At 45.7% G+C, this 924-nt stretch carries 2 protein-coding genes; both read right to left on the bottom strand.

All coding sequences use genetic code 11. The features are described 5' to 3' along the window. Window positions 1-366, bottom strand: a 366-nt coding sequence (locus tag A3766_RS27105) for an AI-2E family transporter (protein ID WP_156509187.1), incomplete at its 3' end; no start/stop codon positions are given. 41 nt (window positions 367-407) lie between these two features. Beyond that, the coding region (locus tag A3766_RS27100; RefSeq protein WP_156509186.1) for an ACT domain-containing protein at window positions 408-924 on the bottom strand (517 nt) is incomplete at its 5' end.

The following is a 924-nucleotide window of genomic DNA, read 5'->3' as shown; positions in this document are numbered from 1 at the left end:
TTCCTTTGGAATATCCAAGCCCCAGGAATTTAAGCCACTGATTAGTTCGCCCATCAATGCTTGCAGGCGTATCTGGTACTGGGGTAGGTCATTTGAGAAAGCAGTGAGTGAAGTGGTAATAATAGAGATAATCACCAACTGCACCAGGCTGATAAAAATAACCACCAGTATCAAGGACAGCCAGGCAGGCAAGCCTTTCCGTTGCATAAAGAGAAAGGGAGGCGCACAAATGATGGCAAAAAAACCGGAGAGTAGAAACGTCACCATCAATGACTCAGCAGCGCGTATACCTGCAACCACAATAACAAATGCCGCCAAAACAAACAGCGTACGTGCTGCCGATGAAAACCCAGAGATCTGATGCATTGCCAACTCCTTTAGCAGGATGTTCCCACGAGATCTAATTGTTAATTAGCAGGGCAAATCGCGATACCGTGATTGTGAATTTCGACCAAGCTACTATGCAGGCTCTTCACCGCCAAGTCATAGTCGTCTTCGTTGACAACAAACTGCATGTCAACTTGTCGCATAGATTGATGCATTGCTAAAACACTAATTTCCTGCTGTGCCAGCGCCTTGACCGTCACCGCCAACATACCAGGCACTTGCATATTACTGCCAATCGCCGAAACAATCGCAACTTTGCACTGGTCAATCTCGGCCTCAGGAAAACATTTTTCCAGAGCACCGTATATACGCTTTACTGTTTTCAGGTTTGTAGCAAGATAATGAGTAATGGTGTTCGCATTAATATCTTTAGAAACAACATGGCCTTTGAAGCGCCTGATCAGCTCAAGAATTTTCTGGTCATAAGTATCGACACTACCCGTCATCCCCTGATCGAACACTTCCAGTGCATAGATGCCCTTGCAACCTGCAATAATTTCGACACAAGGCTCGTCACTGACATAGTCTCCGGTGATA

It is taken from the genome of Oleiphilus sp. HI0132 (genome assembly GCF_001635845.1).
Note: the sequence above shows the minus strand (reverse complement) of the source record. Positions and strands in the feature narration are given on the sequence as shown.